Below are 14,271 nucleotides of genomic sequence, written 5' to 3' on the forward strand. Positions count from 1 at the left end.
GAGCGGCCTTGTGTCGCGACGGGCTGCGCAGCAGCCCCCGCTTTCCGGGTTAGCCCACCCAGCCACTGGCTTTCATCGCCGAGTACACGGCCACGATCGCCAGCACGAAGAACGCCGTGGCCGCCAGGCGACGGATCAGCGTCAGCGGCAGTTTGTCCGCCGCGAAGTTACCCGCCAGTACCACCGGCACGTTGGCAATCAGCATGCCCAGGGTGGTACCGATAATGACCATGATCAGGTACGGATACTGTGCTGCCAGCATCACCGTGGCGACCTGGGTCTTGTCACCGATTTCAGCCAGGAAGAACGCGATCAGCGTGGTCAGGAACGGCCCGAAGCGGCGTGCCGGGTTCTCGTCGTCATCCATCTTGTCCGGAACCAGGGTCCACAGGGCAGTGGCGGTGAAGCTCGCAGCCAGGATCCAGTGCAGTGCCGAGTCGCTGAAGAAGCTGCCGACCCACGCGCCCACGGCACCGGCCGCAGCATGGTTGGCCAGGGTGGCGGCGATGATGCCGGCGATGATCGGCCAGGGCTTGCGGAAGCGGGCAGCGAGTATGAGCGCGAGCAATTGCGTCTTGTCGCCAATTTCGGCGAGGGCAACGATGGCGGTGGGGACCAACAGAGATTCCAGCATCAGGATTCCTACGGGGGCGGGTCGACACGGCTATGACACGTACAGCCTCCCCGCCCCGGGTAAGGTGTGCGTGTCATAGGTCTTGTCAAACCCTGGATCCGTCTATGCGGATCTCGCCATGCAGGCTGGCATGGTGGGTCGCACGCGCCATGGTCTGTGGACCAAGTATGTTGACGCGTACCGGGCGAGCTGGGCGCTCGCGGGAGACTACTCCCCTAGGACGGTGCGGATTCTGCCTAGGCAAAACGCTTTCGGCAAGCGCTGTTTTTATCCGTGTGTTGCCTGGTAGATGCGGAAACCGTCCGCCTCGTCGCGTACCTGGCAGTTGCCCAGCGCCCCTTCGATCAGTGGCTGGTAGCGCAGGAAGCTGTTGGCAACCAGGCGCATTTCGCCACCTTTTCGCAGGTGAACGGCCGATTTTTTCAGCAAGTTTTCCGATGCCTGGTAGTTGGTGTGCACCCCGGTGTGGAACGGCGGGTTGCTCAGGATCAGGCTCAGCTCGGTCGGCGCCGCGTCGATGCCGTCGCCGCTGATCACTTCGCCTTCCAGACCATTGGCGGCCAAGGTCAGGCGGCTGGCGGCCACGGCGAAGGCATCCACGTCCAGCAGGGTCACCCGGTTTTGTGGATAACGGCGCTTGACCGTGGCGCCCAGCACCCCGGCACCGCAGCCGAAGTCCAGCACATGCCCGCTCGGCAGGCCGTCGAGGTGCTTGAGCAGCAGGGCGGTACCGCGATCGAGGCGGCCATGGCTGAACACACCGGGCAGGCTGACCACTTGCAGTGGGCCGTCTTCCAGGCTGAGCTCGAAGCGTTCGGCCAGGCTTTCCAGGGGCTTGGCTTCTGGCGCATGCTCGATGGTCACCTGCCACAGCTGGCAATGGCGGGCGCTGTCGAGCTTGCGCGGCTTGCCAAAGGCCTGTAGCTGCTTGGCCGCGCCCTCGATGCCGCCACGTTTCTCGCCGACCAGGTACAGCTCGCGGCCAGCCAGGCGCGAGGCCAGGGCGTTGAGCAGGTAGGCGGCCAGTTCGCGGGACTTGGGCAGGAACAGCACGGCGCTGTCGAAAGCCACTTCAGGGGGCTCCACTGCATAGTGGCTGCGCCCGGCGAAGCGGCTTTCGAGCATGGCCTGATCGCCCGCATGCCAGGTCCAGGCTCGGGCCTGGGGCAACTGGCCAAGCAGGCCGTCGGCGGGGGCGCCGGCGAGCAGCAGCGGGCCCTGGAACAGCTCTGCCTGGCGGAGCAACACTTCACTGCGCGGGTCCATGGACGACGCCTCCTGGAAAAAAGTGGCGCAGTGTAGCAGAGGCGGGCGTCGGGCTCAGCTGACCACGCGGCGTGGCTGCCCGGCGAAGAAGGCCTGGGCGTTCTCGCTGAGCTGGCCGACGATGCGCTGGCGGGATTCCACCGCGCCCCAGGCGCTGTGCGGGGTGATGATCAGGCGCGGGATGCCGGGTTCGAGCAGCGGGTTGCCATTGACCGGCGGCTCCACGCTCAGCACGTCGGTGGCGGCACCGCCCAGGTGGCCACTGCGCAGGGCGTCGGCTAGCGCTTGCTCGTCGATCAGGCCGCCGCGGGCGGTGTTGACCACCAGCGCGTTGGGCTTGAGCAGGGCCAGCTCGCGGGACCCGAGCATGTGTCGGGTGTGCTCGTTCAGCGGGCAGTGCAGGGTCAGGGCGTCGACTTGCGGCAGCAACTCGTCCAGTGGCAAACGGTCGGCGCGTTCCGGGCGGCCGGGGATCTGCCCGCTGAGCACGCGCATGCCGAAGGCTTCGGCCAGCCTCGCCACCGCGCCGCCCAGTTCACCGTGGCCGAGCAGGCCAAGGGTCTTGCCCTCCAGCTCGACGATTGGGAAGTCCAGCAGGCAGAACTGGCTGGCCTTGGCCCACTGGCCGTCGGCTACCGCCTGGTTGTAGTCGCACAGGCGGGTGGCCAGGGCCAGCAGCAGGGCGAGGGTGTGCTGGGCGACGGACGGTGTGCCGTAGCCCTGGCAGTTGCACACGGTGATGCCCTGAGCGCGCGCGGCTGCCAGGTCGACATTGTTGGTGCCGGTGGCGGCCACCAGGATCAGCTTCAGTTGCGGGTTGGCGGCCAGCGTCGCGGCGTCGAGCATGACCTTGTTGCTGATTACCGCCACCGCGCCCTGCAGGCGTTCGGTGACCTGCTCCGGGCGGGTGGCGGCGAACAGTTCGAACTCGTCGAACTGCTGCTTCAGGGGCGAGAGGTCGAGATCGCCCAGGTCCAGGGACTGGTGATCGAGAAACACGGCGCGACGCGGGCTGGGCATGAAGTTCTCCGAGGCTGGGCGGGATTTCGGTGTCGCGGCCATTCGCGGGTAAACCCGCTCCCACAGGTACTGCACCATTGCAAAGGCTGGTGCAGTACCTGTGGGAGCGGGTTTACCCGCGAATAGGCCATCAGCTTCACCACATAACCTGAAGCTGCCGCCGCAGTGTCTAGTTCAACCTTGCCGCCCGTCAACGCCCGCCACTCATACCTTCATCATGCAAATCATTCCTTCGGCTGATTTAGCCGTCACATTGGCGAACTACAGTGGTTCCCAGACTTGTCCGGCCCGCTTTTCAGAAAAGGGATACCCATGTTGCAGACCCGCATCATCAAGCCCGCCGAGGGCGCCTACGCTTACCCCCTGCTGATCAAGCGCCTGCTGATGTCTGGCAGCCGCTATGAAAAGACCCGCGAAATCGTCTACCGCGACCAGTTGCGGCTGACCTACCCGCAACTCAACGAGCGCATCGCGCGCCTGGCCAACGTGCTGAGCGAAGCCGGGGTAAAGGCCGGTGACACCGTGGCGGTGATGGACTGGGACAGCCACCGCTACCTGGAATGCATGTTCGCCATCCCGATGATCGGCGCGGTGGTGCACACCATCAACGTGCGCCTGTCGCCCGAGCAGATTCTCTACACCATGAACCACGCCGAAGACCGCGTGGTGCTGGTCAACAGCGACTTCGTCGGCCTGTACCAGGGCATCGCGGGGCAACTGACCACCGTCGACAAGACCGTGCTGCTGACCGACGGCCCGGACAAGACAGCCGAGCTGCCCAACCTGGTGGGCGAGTACGAACAACTGCTGGCCGCTGCCAGCCCGCGCTACGATTTCCCGGACTTCGACGAGAACTCGGTGGCCACCACTTTCTACACCACCGGCACCACCGGCAACCCCAAGGGGGTGTACTTCACCCACCGGCAACTGGTGCTGCATACCCTGGCCGAAGCTTCGGTGACCGGCAGCATCGACAGCGTGCGCCTGCTGGGCAGCAACGACGTGTACATGCCCATCACGCCGATGTTCCATGTGCACGCCTGGGGCATTCCCTACGCCGCCACCATGCTCGGCATGAAGCAGGTGTATCCGGGGCGCTACGAGCCGGACATGCTGGTCAAGCTGTGGCGCGAAGAGAAGGTCACCTTCTCCCATTGCGTGCCGACCATCCTGCAGATGCTGCTCAACTGCCCGACCTCACAAGGTCAGGACTTCGGCGGCTGGAAGATCATCATCGGCGGCAGCGCACTCAACCGCTCGTTGTACCAGGCCGCCCTGGCACGTGGCATCCAGCTGACCGCCGCGTATGGCATGTCCGAGACCTGCCCGCTGATTTCCGCCGCCCACCTGAACGACGAACTGCAGGCCGGCAGCGAGGATGAGCGCGTCACCTACCGCATCAAGGCCGGCGTGCCGGTGCCGCTGGTCGAGGCGGCCATCGTCGACGGCGACGGCAACTTCCTGCCCGCCGATGGTGAAACTCAGGGCGAGCTGGTGCTGCGTGCGCCGTGGCTGACCATGGGCTACTTCAAGGAACCGGAGAAGAGCGAGGAGCTGTGGCAGGGGGGCTGGTTGCACACCGGCGATGTCGCCACGCTCGACGGCATGGGCTACATCGACATCCGCGACCGCATCAAGGATGTGATCAAGACCGGTGGCGAATGGATTTCCTCGCTCGACCTCGAAGACCTGATCAGCCGTCACCCGGCCGTGCGCGAAGTGGCGGTGGTGGGGGTGGCCGATCCGCAGTGGGGTGAGCGCCCGTTTGCCCTGCTGGTGGTGCGCGATGGCCAGGCCATCGACGCCAAGGCATTGAAGGAACACCTCAAGCCTTTTGTCGAGCAAGGGCACATCAACAAGTGGGCGATTCCAAGCCAGATCGCCGTTGTTACTGAAATTCCCAAGACCAGTGTCGGCAAGCTGGACAAGAAACGCATCCGCCAGGACATCGTCCAGTGGCAGGCCAGCAACAGCGCGTTCCTCTCCACGCTGTAACCGCCATGCGGGTCGCGTACCGCAGCACGCGACCCGCATGCTAGAGGGGTGGAGCCTTGCCAAACGGCAGAAATACGCCATCCTTTAGCACTGCCAGCGCGCAGCCGGGGCAACATGGCAGCGAGTTGGCCGCACGGAGCGCAAATCACACTTTAGAGGGATCAAGCGCCTGTGCCTTGCTGGCTATAGTCGGGGCCAGGGGATTTTCAGGAATGGGGGAGGCGACATGCGCAAGCCGTGTCGCCGCGGGCGCAAGCCTGCAAACCGGTCGCTCGGGCCGTTCTTGAAAGGACTCACTGCCATAACAAAAAAAGTACATGGAGTAGCGTCGATGAAATCTGCAAACCTGTTCTGGCGCCGGGCCAAGTTGCCCCTGGCTGTCAGCCTTGCTTCCACGCTCGCAAGTCCTGCTTTCGCTGTCAGTTTCAACATTGGTGAAATCGAAGGCCAGTTCGACTCGTCGCTCTCCATCGGCGCCAGCTGGTCGACGGCCAACCCCAACAAGAACCTGATCGGGGTGAACAACGGCGGCAAGGGCCTGTCGCAGACATCCGACGATGGCCACCTGAACTTCAAGAAGGGCGAAACCTTCTCCAAGATCTTCAAGGGCATCCATGACCTGGAGCTCAAGTACGGCGACACCGGCGTGTTCGTCCGCGGCAAGTACTGGTACGACTTCGAACTGAAGGACGAAGGCCGCGAGTTCAAGGACATCAGCGACTCCAACCGCAAGGAAGGCGCCAAATCGTCCGGTGCCGAGCTGCTCGACGCGTTCGTCTATCACAACTACTCCATCGGCGATCAGCCGGGCTCGGTGCGCCTGGGCAAGCAGGTGGTGAGCTGGGGTGAAAGTACCTTCATCGGTGGCGGCATCAACTCGATCAACCCGATCGACGTAGCTGCCTTTCGCCGTCCGGGGGCCGAGATCAAGGAAGGCCTGATTCCGGTCAACATGTTCTACATCTCGCAAAGCCTGACCGACAACCTGTCGGCGGAGGCCTTCTACCAGATCGAATGGGACCAGACGGTTGTCGACAACTGCGGCACCTTCTTCTCCCAGCCGGACATTATTGCCGACGGCTGTACCGACAACCTGCGCGTGCTCAACAGCAGCCGGGCACTGTCACCCCAGGTGCTTGCCGGCCTTTCGGCTTTTGGCGTGGACGTCAACAGCGAGGGCGTCAAGGTACGCCGAGGTGCCGACCGCGACGCCCGTGACAGCGGCCAGTTCGGGGTGGCGTTCCGCTACATGTTCGAGCCGCTGGATACCGAGTTCGGCGCCTACTTCATGAACTACCACAGCCGGGCACCGATCTTTAGTGCTACCGGGGCGCCGCAGGGGCTGTTCAACCTGGTGAACAACCCACTCTCTCCAGGTGCGGTGCGTGCGCTGGCGCCGTTGATCATCGCGGGTAACTCCGAGTACTTCGTCGAGTATCCGGAAGACATTCGCCTGTATGGCCTGAGCTTCTCCACCACGTTGCCCACCGGCACGGCCTGGAGCGGTGAGCTCAGCTACCGCCCCAATGCTCCGGTGCAGCTCAACACCACTGACATTCTGTTCGCCGGGGTAACGCCGATCGATCGAGCGCCCTTCAATAATGCCTCTGTGCTGACCGGCACGCCCGGGCAGGATCTGCATGGCTACCGGCGCAAGGAGATCACCCAGTTCCAGACCACCTTCACTCACTTCTTCGATCAGGTCATGGGGGCCAGCCGCCTCACCGTGGTCGGTGAAGTCGGTGTCACCCATGTGGGCGGGCTGGAAAGCACCAGCAAGGCGCGTTACGGGCGTGATCCGGTCTACGGCCCCGGCCCGCTGCCGAGCGGTACCTGTGCCATTCTCAACGGCAACACCATCATCGGCTCGGGACTTGGTTCGTCGACCGCCAACCTGACCCGCAACTGCGAAAACGACGGTTTCACCACCTCGACTTCGTGGGGCTACCGTGCCCGCGCCATCTGGGACTACAACGATGTCTTCGCTGGGGTCAACCTGAAACCGAGCGTGGCCTGGTCGCATGATGTCTCCGGCTACTCGCCCGGCCCTGGCGCCAACTTCGAGGAAGGCCGCAAGGCCGTCAGCCTGGGCCTCGACGCCGAGTACCAGAACACCTACACGGCAAGCCTGTCGTACACCAACTTCTTCGATGGCAAGTACACCACCGTGGATGACCGCGACTTCGTCGCCCTCAGCTTCGGCGTGAACTTCTAAGCATACAGATCCAGGACGACACGACATGAACAAGACCAGAAGTCTGCTGCAAGCCGGTGTGCTGGGCCTGTCCCTGCTGGCGACCAGCGTCATGGCTGCAGTATCCGCCGACGAGGCGGCCAAGCTGGGCAGTACCCTGACCCCGATGGGCGCCGAAAAGGCCGGCAACGCCGATGGCTCGATCGGCCCGTGGGAGCCGCTGTCGAAGAGCGCGGGCAGTGCCGACGGCAAGGGCTTCCTGTCCGACCCGTACGGCAGCGACAAGCCGCTGTTCACCATCACCGCGCAGAACGCCGACCAGTACAAGGACAAGCTCTCGCCGGGCCAGCTGGCCATGCTCAAGCGCTACCCGGACACCTTCAAGATCCCGGTATTCAAGACCCATCGCGGTTCCACGGTGCCGGCCGACGTGTTCGCCGCCATCAAGGAGAACGCCACCAAGACCACCCTGGTCGAAGGCGGCAACGGCCTGAGCAACTTCCGCACGGCTGTACCGTTCCCGATCCCCAAAAGCGGCCTGGAGGTGATCTGGAACCACATCACCCGCTACCGGGGTGGCAGCGTCAGCCGCCTGGTGACCCAGGCCACGCCACAGCAGAACGGCTCCTTCAACCCTGTGTACTTCTCCGACCAGTTCGTCTTCCGCGACAAGATGAAGGATTACGACCCGAACAACCCGGGCAACATCCTGTTCTACTTCAAGCAGGAGGTGACCGCGCCCGCGCGCCTGGCCGGTACCGTGCTGCTGGTGCACGAAACCCTCGACCAGGTGAAGGAGCCGCGCAAGGCGTGGATCTACAACGCAGGCCAACGCCGCGTGCGCCAGGCACCGCAAGTGTCGTACGACGGCCCGGGTACCGCCGCCGACGGTTTGCGCACCTCGGACAACCTGGACATGTTCAACGGTGCGCCGGACCGCTATGACTGGAAGCTGGAAGGCAAGAAGGAGATGTACATCGCGTCCAACGCCTTCAAGCTCGACGACCCCAAGCTCAAGTACACCGACATCATCAAGGCCGGGCACATCAACCAGGACCTTTCCCGTTACGAGCTGCGCCGTGTGTGGCACGTGGTCGCGACCCTCAAGCCGGGCCAGCGGCACATCTATGCCAAGCGTGACTTCTACATCGACGAGGACACCTGGCAGGCTGCGGTGATCGACCAGTACGACGGCCGTGGCCAGCTGTGGCGCGTGTCCGAGGCACATGCCCAGCCGTACTACAACGTGGAAGTGCCGTGGTACACCCTGGAGACTATCTACGACCTGCAGTCGGGCCGTTACTTGGCCCTGGGCATGAAGAACGAAGAGAAGCGCGCCTACGACTTCGGCTTCAGCGCCAGCAAGGCGGACTTCCAGCCAGCGGCACTGCGCCAGTCGGGTATTCGCTAAGTATCGCGTAACCTTGGAGCGCCCCGGCTTGACCGGGGCGTTTCATTTTCCTGTACCGGCCTCTTCGCGGGTGAACCCGCTCCCACAGGGATTACACAGGTTTCAAGTCCAGTGCAGTACCTGTGGGAGCGGGTTCACCCGCGAAGAGGCCGGTACAGCAATAAAGCTGGTGAATACCTCAGCAAACCCCCGCCCCAGCCCCTGTCCATCAGCCATGTTGCTTTTTGTCGCAGTCTTTTCCAGGGGAATTGCGCCCATCATCTTCAAATGCGCAGCGTTACCCGCTAGTCTCGCAAGCATCCATACCGCCGTAGTCTTCCAACCAGAACGAGCCGGCCATGACAGATCTGTCCCGTACGCATGGATTCGCCAGCCAGGCCCTGGGCCTGCTGGACGGGCGTTTCTTCCGGCCGCCCTTGCCGGACGGCCATGTGCCGCGCCTGCGCCTGTGCCACCGGCTGCAAGCCGGCCTCGGCGGGCGGCTGTTGCTGGTCAATGCCCCGGCGGGTTTCGGCAAAAGCTCCCTGGCCATCGAATTTTGCGAAGCGCTGCCCGAGCACTGGCGTAGCCTGTGGCTGGGCCTGAGCCAACGGGATGCCGACCCTGGTCGCTTCCTCGAACGCCTGCTCGAAGGCCTGCAGCAGTACTGCCCGGCGCTGGGCGGCCAGGCCATGGGCCTGCTGAAAATGCGCCAGCGCCACCAGCCGTTCGCCTTCGAGGAATGGCTCGACGGCCTGCTCGACGAGCTGGCGCTGTACCTGCAAGCCGATACGCCCTTGTTGCTGGTGCTGGACGACTATCACCTGGCCCAGGGGCCGGTGCTCGACCGCTGCCTGCAGTTCTTCCTCAATCACCTGCCCCCCGGCCTGGTGCTGCTGGTCACCAGCCGCCAGCGCCCGGACTGGCACCTGGCGCGCCTGCGCCTGTCGCGGCAACTGGTCGAGCTTAACGAACAGGACTTGCGCCTTACCGCCGAAGAGTCGCTGGCGGTGATCGGTCGCCAACCCACCGGGCTGCGTGGCCAGGCCCTGGACAACCTGATCCAGCGCAGCGACGGTTGGGTGGCCGGGTTGCGTTTCTGGCAGCTGGCGGCCAGCGAGTCCGCTGACGAGCAGGCCTTGCCACAGGCCTTGCATGGTGGTGAGGGCCTGATCCGCGACTATCTGCTGGAAGAAGTCATCGACATGCTGCCCGCCGATGTGCAGGCCTTCCTGTACGAAACGGCCTGCCAGGAGCGTTTCTGCGCCCCGTTGTGCGATGCCGTGCGCGGCCGCCACGACAGCGCCGCGATCCTGCGCTTCTTGCAGGCGCACCAGGTGTTCCTGGTGCCGCTGGACGAGCATGGCCACTGGTTCCGCTATCACCACCTGTTCTCCGACCTGCTGCGCAGCCGCCAGGCCAGCGAGCCGCTGGCCGGCCTGCAGTTGCGTGCCTGCCGCTGGTTCGAAAGCCAAGGCCTGCTGGACGAAGCGGTGGAGCAGGCGCTGCGGGCCGGTCACCTTGATGTCGCCGCCGATCTGGTGCAGAGCCTGTCCGAGGAGCAACTGCTGGCCGAACAGAACGTCGGCATGTTGCTGCGCTGGAAGATGGACCTGCCCGACAGCCTGCTGATCAGCACGCCGCGGCTGATCGTGCTGTACAGCTGGGCGTTGGGCCTGGCGTGCCAGCTGGACGCGGCCGAGGAGCTGGCGGGTTATCTCAGCCGCTTCCTGCCCGCGCCTTCGGCGACCGCGCAAAAGTCCATGCTGGCCCAGTGGCTGGCGCTGAGTGGTGTGATCGCCCGGGGCCGTGGCGACCGCGAGCGCACCCTGGCCTATTGCGGCGAAGCGCTGCAGAGCCTGCCGAGCAAGCGTTATGGCCAACGCCTGGTGTGCCTGTCGACGCTGTCCAACCTGGCGATTGCCGATGGCGATTTCTGGCGGGCCCGCGGCTGGAACCGTGAGGCCCTGGAGCTGGCCCAGCGCGTTGGCAACCCATTGTTCGAGGCCCTGGCCCATTACGACCGGGCGCGGGTGCTGCATGCCCGTGGCGAGGTGTTGCGCGCACTGGACGAAGTGCGCGAGGGGCTGCAACGCCTGCAAGGGCTGTCGGCACAGCGGCTGTATGCCGTGCGCGCCCGCCTGACGCTTTACGAAGGCTACCTGCTGGTATCGCGCCTGCAGCCGTCCCAGGGCCGTGCACGCTTGCGTGCGGGGCTGGGCGAGGCGCGGGCCTGTCGCGATATCAGCGTGCTCATCGGCCACTGCGTGATCGCTACGCTCGATGGCCGGGAAGGGCACTTTGCCGAGGCTTTTGCCGAACTGGCCGAGGCCGAGCGGCTGATGCACATCTGGGATGTGCCGCCGGTCTACTACCTGGCCATGATCACCCTGGTCAAATGCGAGTTGTGGCTGGCACAGGGGCGCATCGACCTGGCCGAGTCCTGGCTGCTGCGCCTGGGCCAGACCTATGGCGGCGAGCAACCGGCGGCAGCCCCGGAGTTCCACCCGTTGCTGCCGTTGCACATCGCCTTGCAGCAGGCATCGCTCGAACGTATCCAGTCGCGTAGCGATGACGCGGCGCAACGCCTGGCGAGCCTGGTCGAGCGCGGCCAGGCCAGTGGCGGCATGATGCTCAGCGTCAGTGCCCTGTGCCAGTGGCTTGGCTTGTTGCTGGGCGAAGGCCGGGAAGAGCAGGCCGCCCAGTTGTTGCCACGGTTGCTGGAGGCAGCCCAAGGCGGCGTGCTGCAACCGTTCCAGCCTTTGCTGGAGCAGCACCCGCAGTGGCTTCTCGAACAGCTGCAGGCAGTTGCCGCCTGCTCGGTGCAGGGCGAGCTGCTCAAGCGCCTGCCACCGCTGCCGAGCGTCAGCGCCGGCAGCGGCGAAGCCCTGAGTAGCCGCGAGCTGGCCGTGCTCGAGCTGATTGCCCAAGGCTGTTCCAACCAGCAGATCAGCGAGCGGCTGTTCATTTCCCTGCACACGGTGAAAACCCACGCCAGCCATATCAACAGCAAGCTGGGGGTGGAGCGGCGTACCCAGGCGGTGGCCAAGGCCAAGTCCCTGGGAATGCTGGCGTGAAATAGCCCAGCAGAGTCTTGCTCGCTAAAGCGATGGCGTCAGGCCATCGTTCGTGGCCGCCAACGCTCTACCCTCATCTTTCCCGACCAGCTGCCGATACAGCTATCGGTGGCATCGCCTCGCGCGATTTTTCAATCATTCCAAGGCAGGTCGTGTTGATGCTGCAGTACGGGCAAAAGAGCTTTCTGATCGTCGACGACTTTACCGACTTTCGCACGTCGACCCGTTCCATGCTGCGCGAGCTGGGCGTACGTGACGTGGACACCGCCGACAGCGGCGAGCAGGCGCTGCGCATGTGCGCGCAAAAGCGCTATGACGTCATCCTGCAGGACTTCCACCTGGGCGACGGCAAGAAGAACGGCCAGCAGGTGCTCGAAGACCTGATCCTCGACAAGCACATCAGCCATGAGTGCATATTCATCATGGTCACGGCCGAGAGCAGCCAGGCCATTGTCCTCAGCGCCATCGAGCACGAGCCTGATGCCTACCTGACCAAGCCGTTCAACCGGGTTGGCCTGGCCCAGCGCGTGGAGAAGCTGTACCAGCGCAAGACCCTGCTCAAGCCGATCCTGCAGGCCCTGGACCGCAATCGCCCGGCCGAAGTGCTGGCGGCCTGCGCCGAGCTGTGCAAGCGCGACCCACGCCTGGCCCCGCTGTGCCTGCGCTATCGGGCCGATGCCTTGCGCAACCTCAACCGCTTCGAGGAGTTGGAGAAGTTCCTCAAGGCCATCCTGGCCAGCCGCCCGCAGCCGTGGGTGTACTCGGCGTTGGGCAGCCTGATGCACAAGCGCGGCCAGAATGCCCAGGCCCAGGGCGTGTATGAGCAAGCGCTCAAGGCCTTCCCGATCATGCCAGGCCTGTACGATGGCATGGCCGAGGTGCTGGTGGCCCAAGGCGAAACCAGGCGTGCGCAGAATATGCTTGAAGAAGCCGTGCGCCTGTCGCCGCTGTCGGTGCGCCGGCAGTCGACGCTGGGCAAGCTGGCGTTGGAAAACGAAGACTTCGAGAGTGCCTCGAAAGCGTTCCGCCATGCGGTGAACCAGGGTCAGAGCTCACGCTACAAGGACCCCGAGAACAACCTGGGCCTGGTGCAGGCGCTGATGAGCAGGAATGCCGGCTTTGGCCTGGATGCGCGCACCCGGGTCGAGATCAACAGCACGCTCAGCGAAGTAGCCAAGGAAAACCCCGAGGACCAGGGCCTGCAGGTGCGTGCCCGCATGATGAAGGCCGCCAGCCTGCAGCAGGCCGGCGACCCTGAAACGGCTGCCAAGCTTACCGAACAGGCGATCCAGCGCCTGGACAAGATGAACCAGTTCTTCTCGGTCGATTCGGCCCTGACCGTTGCCGCGCAGTTGCAGGCCATGGGGCAGGAAGCCGCCGCCATCGGCGTGCTGAGGAGCTGTGTGGAAAGTTATGGCGACGACCCCAAGGTCATGGAGAGGGTCGGCAAGCTGACGGACGACCCCAGCGTTCTCAACGCCATTACCGAAGCGGTCACCCTCAATCGCCAGGGTGTGCGCAGTTACCAGGGGGGGCAGCTCGGCGAGGCGTTGCAGCTGTTCCGCAAGGCGCTGGGTTTGCAGCCGAAGAACATCAGCATCGCCCTCAACACTGCCCAGGCGCTGCTGCGCATCGGCGGAGACAGCCCTCAGCCCGCGATCATGCAGGAGTGCCGCGACGCCCTGACCAGCGTGGCCGGCATCCCCGCCAGCGACAACCGCTACGACCGCTATCGCAAACTGCACATCCGAGTGTTCGGCGCATGAATCAAGACAACCAGGGGCTGGATTTTTCCACGGTGATCGCCTCCACCGTGCACGACCTGAAGAATTCCCTGTCGGCGTTGATCCAGTCCCACAACCAGTGGATGCAGCGCTTGCCCGAGGAACTGCGCGGTGGTGCCGAGCAGGGGGTGATGGAGCATGAGTTTCGCCACCTCAACGGCATGCTGGTGCAGTTGCTGGGGTTGTACAAACTGGGCGTGAACCAGTTGCCGGTGTGCCCGGACTACCACGAACTGGACGATTTCATCGAAGCCCAGCTGGCTGCGCACGAGGAAGTGCTCAAGCACAAGGACATCCTTGCCACCTGGCGCATCGACACCGACAACCCGCTGGGCTTCTTCGACCGCGAGCTGGTGGCCTCGGTGATCGCCAACGTGATCACCAACGCCACCCGCTTTGCCGCGCATGCCTTGCTGATCACCATCGAAGAGGCAGACAACCAGTTGGCCATCTGCGTCAACGATGACGGCCCGGGTTATCCACAGCGCATGCTCGAACGCCAGGAAGAATTCATCCAGGGTATCGACTCGACCAGTGGCAGTACCGGCCTGGGCCTGTATTTTGCGGCGCGAATCGCGGCACTGCATGAAAGCGGCGGGGTGCGTGGGCGGATCGAGATCTCCAATGGCGGCGCGCTTGGGGGTGGGTTGTTCAGGTTGTTCTTGCCTTGAAAGAAGCTTGCAGAGCACGGCCCGTATTGACACATCAAGCAACGCTTCCTGCTAGTACAGCGGCGACGCTTCGTCGTGAGTTGTAGGAGCAATCTGATCTAAACCAAACGGGCTTTTGAGCTCTTTTTCATCGGCGTTCACGCTGGTAATTATTCGGTTTTCGATGACTACCAGCAGAGCGGTTATGAAGAGATTTACCCAGAAGTTGAACCACTGCTCACCGATTGAAAGCTTCCGAGC

9 protein-coding genes and 1 riboswitch are annotated in these 14,271 nt (G+C 64.1%); of the genes, 6 read left to right on the forward strand and 3 right to left on the reverse strand.

Annotated features, from left to right (window positions below; genetic code table 11):
• Positions 1–49: 49 nt before the first annotated feature.
• The 3 genes from CAG46_RS13520 to CAG46_RS13530 form a co-directional block, all read right to left on the reverse strand.
• Positions 50–634, reverse strand: a complete 585-nt coding sequence (locus CAG46_RS13520) for a TMEM165/GDT1 family protein (protein WP_013970934.1) — start codon at positions 632–634, stop codon at positions 50–52.
• 88 nt (positions 635–722) lie between these two features.
• A riboswitch (yybP-ykoY riboswitch) is annotated at positions 723–862 on the reverse strand.
• Positions 863–901: 39 nt separating this feature from the next.
• Positions 902–1,900 carry a class I SAM-dependent methyltransferase gene (locus tag CAG46_RS13525; RefSeq protein WP_085617379.1) on the reverse strand — a complete coding sequence of 333 codons (999 nt, stop codon included), beginning with the start codon at positions 1,898–1,900 and terminating at the stop codon, positions 902–904.
• A gap of 54 nt (positions 1,901–1,954) precedes the next feature.
• Positions 1,955–2,920 (reverse strand): 2-hydroxyacid dehydrogenase, encoded by a 966-nt coding sequence (locus tag CAG46_RS13530; RefSeq protein ID WP_085617463.1) that lies wholly within the window; start codon positions 2,918–2,920, stop codon positions 1,955–1,957.
• 312 nt (positions 2,921–3,232) lie between these two features.
• Between CAG46_RS13530 and CAG46_RS13535 the strand changes: the two genes are divergently transcribed.
• The 6 genes from CAG46_RS13535 (at position 3,233) to CAG46_RS13565 (ending at position 14,031) form a co-directional block, all read left to right on the forward strand.
• Positions 3,233–4,915 (forward strand): fatty acid--CoA ligase, encoded by a 1,683-nt coding sequence (locus CAG46_RS13535; RefSeq protein ID WP_085617381.1) that lies wholly within the window; start codon positions 3,233–3,235, stop codon positions 4,913–4,915.
• A gap of 331 nt (positions 4,916–5,246) precedes the next feature.
• Positions 5,247–7,130, forward strand: a complete 1,884-nt coding sequence (locus CAG46_RS13540) for a DUF1302 domain-containing protein (RefSeq protein ID WP_085617383.1) — start codon at positions 5,247–5,249, stop codon at positions 7,128–7,130.
• Positions 7,131–7,155: 25 nt separating this feature from the next.
• A complete protein-coding gene (locus tag CAG46_RS13545; protein WP_075043774.1) occupies positions 7,156–8,520 on the forward strand; it encodes a DUF1329 domain-containing protein in 1,365 nt (454 codons plus the stop codon).
• Between the two features lie 338 nt (positions 8,521–8,858).
• Positions 8,859–11,576, forward strand: a complete 2,718-nt coding sequence (locus CAG46_RS13555; RefSeq protein ID WP_085617386.1) for a LuxR C-terminal-related transcriptional regulator — start codon at positions 8,859–8,861, stop codon at positions 11,574–11,576.
• A gap of 158 nt (positions 11,577–11,734) precedes the next feature.
• Positions 11,735–13,342 (forward strand): response regulator, encoded by a 1,608-nt coding sequence (locus CAG46_RS13560; protein ID WP_025337710.1) that lies wholly within the window; start codon positions 11,735–11,737, stop codon positions 13,340–13,342.
• The gene (locus CAG46_RS13565) at positions 13,339–14,031 is read left to right on the forward strand and encodes a sensor histidine kinase KdpD (RefSeq protein ID WP_025337711.1); all 693 of its coding nucleotides are present in this window, start codon (positions 13,339–13,341) and stop codon (positions 14,029–14,031) included. Before CAG46_RS13560 ends, CAG46_RS13565 begins: the two co-directional genes overlap by 4 nt.
• Positions 14,032–14,271: the final 240 nt, after the last annotated feature.

Source organism: Pseudomonas sp. B23(2017) (assembly GCF_002113725.1).
Classification (GTDB): Bacteria; Pseudomonadota; Gammaproteobacteria; order Pseudomonadales; family Pseudomonadaceae; genus Aquipseudomonas; species Aquipseudomonas putida_Z.

Coding starts and splice junctions, on each gene's coding strand:
- CAG46_RS13520 (WP_013970934.1), bottom strand. CDS start 634: ATGCTGGAATCTCTGTTGGTCCCCACCGCCATCGTTGCCCTCGCCGAA.
- CAG46_RS13525 (WP_085617379.1), bottom strand. CDS start 1,900: ATGGACCCGCGCAGTGAAGTGTTGCTCCGCCAGGCAGAGCTGTTCCAG.
- CAG46_RS13530 (WP_085617463.1), bottom strand. CDS start 2,920: ATGCCCAGCCCGCGTCGCGCCGTGTTTCTCGATCACCAGTCCCTGGAC.
- CAG46_RS13535 (WP_085617381.1), top strand. CDS start 3,233: ATGTTGCAGACCCGCATCATCAAGCCCGCCGAGGGCGCCTACGCTTAC.
- CAG46_RS13540 (WP_085617383.1), top strand. CDS start 5,247: ATGAAATCTGCAAACCTGTTCTGGCGCCGGGCCAAGTTGCCCCTGGCT.
- CAG46_RS13545 (WP_075043774.1), top strand. CDS start 7,156: ATGAACAAGACCAGAAGTCTGCTGCAAGCCGGTGTGCTGGGCCTGTCC.
- CAG46_RS13555 (WP_085617386.1), top strand. CDS start 8,859: ATGACAGATCTGTCCCGTACGCATGGATTCGCCAGCCAGGCCCTGGGC.
- CAG46_RS13560 (WP_025337710.1), top strand. CDS start 11,735: ATGCTGCAGTACGGGCAAAAGAGCTTTCTGATCGTCGACGACTTTACC.
- CAG46_RS13565 (WP_025337711.1), top strand. CDS start 13,339: ATGAATCAAGACAACCAGGGGCTGGATTTTTCCACGGTGATCGCCTCC.